General features: G+C 51.1%; 4 protein-coding genes. 2 read left to right on the top strand and 2 right to left on the bottom strand.

Annotated elements, in window-relative coordinates; translation table 11 throughout:
* The first annotated feature begins 786 nt into the window (after positions 1–786).
* The gene (locus LLG96_19490; GenBank protein MCE5252390.1) at positions 787–1,668 is read left to right on the top strand and encodes a hypothetical protein; all 882 of its coding nucleotides are present in this window, start codon (positions 787–789) and stop codon (positions 1,666–1,668) included.
* Positions 1,669–1,770: 102 nt separating this feature from the next.
* Positions 1,771–3,984: a TonB-dependent receptor gene (locus tag LLG96_19485; GenBank protein ID MCE5252389.1), complete on the top strand. Its 2,214-nt coding sequence runs from the start codon at positions 1,771–1,773 to the stop codon at positions 3,982–3,984.
* Between the two features lie 3 nt (positions 3,985–3,987).
* Here LLG96_19485 and LLG96_19480 read toward each other — a convergent pair whose 3' ends face one another.
* Together LLG96_19480 and LLG96_19475 are read right to left on the bottom strand one after the other, a co-directional pair.
* Positions 3,988–4,179 (bottom strand): hypothetical protein, encoded by a 192-nt coding sequence (locus LLG96_19480; GenBank protein ID MCE5252388.1) that lies wholly within the window; start codon positions 4,177–4,179, stop codon positions 3,988–3,990.
* 236 nt (positions 4,180–4,415) lie between these two features.
* Positions 4,416–5,561 (bottom strand): MFS transporter (locus LLG96_19475; GenBank protein MCE5252387.1); only part of this gene is annotated, 1,146 nt, incomplete at its 5' end.

Here is a 5,561-nt window from a genome sequence, read left to right as displayed (position 1 = left end):
AATAGAATATAGACCATTAAATCCTGTGAATTTATAAACCCGTTGAAAAGCCCCGCGGTCACAACCGGTTTTCGGAAAAAGAATGGGTGCTGTCCGAGCGAGCCGAAGGCTCGTGAGTTCACACATTCCCGAAAAACGGGCCATGACCGTGGAAAAAGGCTTTTCACGGGGTGCCCTTTCCTTGGTTACTTCCTTTGGGCACGCAAAGGAAGTAACATCTAAAAAAGTGTTCTTTAAAATGAGGGACTGCCGGAACTCCTTTTAAACTTGACATATTATTCAGATAACCAGTATATTTTTCTTGTGTAACTCATGGATCACAATTAATTTTTGAAACTTTTACCCGCTTGTCTTTCTATTAATAACCTTGACTTATGAATAGTATGATAATCAAAAATAACATCTTAATGCATCCAAAGCGATTACAGCAGGCCATTGTCCTGATCACTCTCGTTGTATTCGCTGTGCTTCCCGTGGTAATCCATCATTTTCATAACCACACGGATGCCAATGTTCATCATGACTGTCCTGTCCATAAGTGGGAAAGCACGTTTGTTGCAACATATGTTCTTCTTTTCGGCCTTCTCGTGTTTTTCACATCGTATCATTATAATGTGAAAATTACATGCCTCTTTATTCCATTGGTAACCTCTCCTCTATTCAAACGTCGCGCCCCGCCTTTATCGCACTCCTGATTTTTCTCATTATTGACATAGTATCATGCCTTTTCATGCAAGGGATAACCATACCCTCATGGAGAGGTATGCTCTGAAAAGGAGTGACGACATGAAAAGAACTGCTTTTATCGGTGCGGTTTTCCTCGCCGTTCTGGCGGCTGGCTGCATCTTTGATAACGAAAAGAACAATCCGACAGTTCCTCAGCAGGATCATTACAAGGCCGATGGTATTGTCCTAATAGATTCCGGTGTCCGTTTCTTCCGGATGTTCCGCGGTGAAATCGACACAACAAACGGGAAGGTCGATACACTGGTTGTACCGGTCGGCCTGACTCCTCATTGGGAAATCAAGTTTCTCGATGAAAATAATCAGGAGATCGAACCGCCGGACGACGCGAACAAGAGTTTCGGATGGGTAATATCAGACCCCTCTGTTGTGGAAGTATACCGTCACGACGGCCAGGAATGGGAATTCCACCTGAACGGCCTTAAGGTTGGCGAGACGACTATCGAATTTCGGGTCATGCACAATGATCACTATGATTTCCACACACCGAGCATCCCGGTTTCAGTGCGAAACCTCGATGGCTCGAATGGCCCGCCTGTCGGTGTGCGGCTTTATGAAGAGGATTCGGGTGTACTGCTTGCGAGTGCGTCTCTTTTTTCCGAAGGGGAAACCGCCGGTGAAATTCTGGTCCCTCTCGGTAGTAAAACGGGCCACATCGAGGCGGTGTTCTACGACGATCAGAACAGAGAATTCACACCTCAGGTACCGCCGCATGCCCTGCGGCTCATCGCGGGAGACGAATCCTTACTGGGGACTGAATCGGCGCCGGCCCCGGAGTACTGGTCGTTTCACCTCATCGGCATAAAAGAAGGCGAGACCACGCTTCAGGTGGTCATCCTGCATGACGGTAATGTCGGCAAGGAATTCACGCCCATACGAGTGCATATCGGTGAATATGACACAAGCGGCGATCATTCGCATTGACAGGGAAAACTGAAGAGCAGGGAAAGAGTATTCAAACTTTCCTGCTCATCGTTCAGGAGGGCTGTGAAAAGTATCTTTTTCACAGCCCTCTTAGGAGTAGAAATGAAGTGCATCATATATATAATCACCTGTATCGTTTTCATTATGTCACCCGTTTCGATTCTTGCGCTGGAACCCTCCTGCATTACATTTCAGGGCATAGTGCTGGACAAAGAGACGGGTGAACCGGTTCCCGTAGCAAGTGTCCGGTTCCCGGATGACCGTACAGGAATGCTCACCCGCGATGATGGTACTTTTCAGGTGTCATTACCATATGGAAGCCACAATGTCATTATATCACGCACCGGATATTCCCCTTTGAATGAAACCGTTTCGGTTAATGATTCGACCGGCTCACGGTTGTATTTCTTTCTTGAGCCGAATGTGTACCGCATGGAAGGTGTGACGGTTAAAAGTGGTGAAGCGGGAACTGCGTTTGATGAAATCCAGCGAACCACCGGTGTGCTGTCAGGTGATAATCTCCAGAGAAATGTGAGCATATCGCTCGCCGAAACCATGAAAAATCAGAGCGGTGTCTCGATGCAGAGCATGGGTCCGGCGCCATCACGCCCCATCATCCGCGGGCTTGGCGGAGACCGTGTGATCATTGGTCAAAACAGCCTTGTGATATCAGACCTGTCGGCAACCTCCCCTGATCATGCTGTGACCGTGGAGCCGTTCACTGTAGACCGCATCGAGATTATTATCGGCCCGAAAACAGTACTGTATTCTCCGATCACCATCGGCGGAATGATCAACACCCGCAAGGAATCGATCCCTCTCCATCTGCCCTCGAAAATGACCGGGACAATCGGGACATATGGTGAGACGGCACATCCCGGCGGACTCGGCGCCGCAACCCTGACCATGCCGCTCGGCGCCAACGTCGTTTATGGTGAAACCACATGGAAACGAACCGGCGAGGAGCGAACCCCTGCCGGTCGGCTCGATAACACCGGACTCACCAATCGAACATATATTTTCGGAGCGTCGCGCATATTCGAGCATGGTCATGCGGGAGTTTCGGTCGATGAATTCGATTCTGAATACGGCATCCCCGGCGGATTTATCGGCGGTCACCCGAACGGGGTCAATATCGACATGCTCCGTCGATCTATACGGTTCTCGTCTTCATGGGAACCGGGTGACAGGCGACTACAGACTGTCGATCTCGATATCGACCGCACGTACTATACGCATACTGAATACGAATCCGGCGGGTATGTCGGCGCTGAGTTTCTCCAGAAGAACTACACGGCGAAAACGCGGCTGACATTCAACACATTTTCAGGAACGAAGAATACAATCCTCGCCCTGGATTACCGTTACCGTGACCTCAAAATGGGCGGATATGTATTCACCGCACCGACGAGGTCAACCGCTCTATCGGCGGCTTTGTATCACGAATGGAGCATACATGGATTCGAATTTCAGACCGGTGCCCGATACGACCATACCCGTTACGTACCCCGCCCGATGAACAGCATCTCTGATATCGGATCCATAGGTAACCGTACATTCGATACAGTCGCGGCTTCGGTGGCAGTAGTGTATCCGTTCGATTCCGGTTTTACCGGCGGCATGTCGATCAGCCGTTCGGCGCGGGTACCCACCATCGAGGAACTGTTCAACGAAGGGCCCCATCTCGCCGCCTATTCCTATGAAACCGGGAATCCAGCCCTCGGCGCCGAATCCGGGACCGGCATCGAGGTGTTCGGCTTCTGGGACACAGACCATATAACCGCGGTGTGGTCCGGGTATGTCAATATGATGGATTCATACATCGTGTTCAGGAATACGGGGGAGATCAACTGGCAGCAGATTCTTCCGGTGTACCGCGCCGAGGCAGTCGATGCCCGTATGGCAGGCTTTGAAAGCGATGTGAAAATATCGATTGCATCGTCGTTGTCGCTCGATTTAAAAGCCCAGTACACTCATGCTCAAAACCTTGCTGACAATCTGCCGCTCCCCATGATTCCACCGCTCAAAGTTCTCGTTGACATACGGAGGGAATCCGGATCGTTCGTACTAGGGCTTGAAACCGAATGTGTTGGAAGACAGTCCAGGATTGACCGGTTTGAACAGGAAACAGCCGGATATTCGACAGTTCGGCCGTATGTCCAGAAAACCTTCTTTCACGGCGGTGTCGTTCAACGGCTCATATGCTCGGTCGATAATGTATTCGACACGGAATACCGAAATCACCTTTCGCGCATCAAGTCGATCATGCCGGAAGCCGGGCGCAATGTAAAGGTGAGTTATAAGATGTTTTTCTGACAGTCAGGACCCGATTGAAGCAAAAAAGGGCATTGTCGGTATTTCAGGAGAAAGGAAGGAAAGAACACCGGTCCGCAGATACATATACCGCCGTATTTCGCATGCGTATTTGATAATCGGCAGCGACGGCATCCGGTAAACAATGGCTGCAAGGACGATGAATATGAAAGAAACAAAGGGAGATCGCTGTCTCATGATATCCTCTCCTTTTCGTTAATTCCTTGACGACATGACAGGGAAAGCGGAGGACTGTATCGCTGTCCGATACGGCATGGAGTATAAATATACGTAATTGTACACACCGTACAATCATTTTTGTTGGACATGAATTGTTCAGAGAATTTCTGCACGGAAAATTCATGAAAACATTATAAAAATGAGAATAGAACGCTGATTTGCGCGGATCATATCGGTGATTTTTTATCACCGTCTCAGTTATCCGGCGTTATGTTCGCGCAGTACGTCTCTTTAATGAACAGCGAGCCGACGATTCCGATGGCGGCGTACGCGAGCATGATCATAAACCCGTAATAATAGCTGTGCATCGAGTATACGCGGACATTGTTCACCAGAGTCCCGTCCCACGTGCGGTCGAGAACCCACCCGAACAACGGCTGCATGAGCAACGTCCCCAGAAACGTCCCCGTGTTGACAAGGCTTGTCGCCATCCCCGAAAGCGCCGGTTTGATGACCTCTTTCGCGCAGGCGAAGGTGAGGATGCACCCCGTTCCGGCGAAACCGATCAGCCCGAAAAGGATAAATATCGCGGGACCCGGTTTCCACGGCAGAAATATGAGCGCCAGCCATGCGCCCGTATAGAGGAGAGCGCTTGCGAGGAGAGCCGGTTTTCTCCTGCCCATTCTGTCGGAAATCCAGCCGAAAACGAGCCCGCCGACGGCATAGGTTGCGAGCATCACGGTCATATACTCCGCCGCGCTCGATCGGTCGAGGCCGTACACATCGCGGAGATAGGGAATGCCCCATAATCCCATGAATGCATAGGTGCCGCCGGTAATGCCGAAATTAGTGAAGAATCCCGGCCACACGGCGGGGACTTTCACCACGCTCGCGAGGTCTTTGAACCAGTGCTGGTTGCGTTCGGCAATTGTTTTTCTGCCTTCCATCTCACGTACGGAAGGAAAGCGGAAATCCTCGGGACGATTCCGGACAGATAAAAACGCTATGAGCGACAGAACGAGCGACACAGCGCCGATACCGATGAACACGGCGCGCCAGGAAAAGGATTTCAGCACCACGGTGAACGGTCCCGCAGCCATAATGGAGCCCGCGTTGCCGACAAACAGGATGATTCCGGTCACCAGCGCGAACTTGCGCTCGCTGAACCAGAGGGAGCTGAACTTCAGGGAGCTGATGAAGATCACCGAAACACCGAGCCCGACGAGGAACCTTCCCGCGCTCGCCGCGGCGAACGATCCGGCAAAGGCGAACAGAAGCGACCCGATTCCGGCTGTCAGGTTACCGGCAAAAATGGTTACCCTCGGGCCGAGAGTGTCCGCCAGCACGCCCGAGGGAATCTGCATCGTGGAATAGATGAGAAAATAGACCGCCGCAAGCGA

This window comes from bacterium (genome assembly GCA_021372535.1).
GTDB lineage: Bacteria > Latescibacterota > Latescibacteria > Latescibacterales > Latescibacteraceae > JAFGMP01.
Note: the sequence above shows the minus strand (reverse complement) of the source record. Positions and strands in the feature narration are given on the sequence as shown.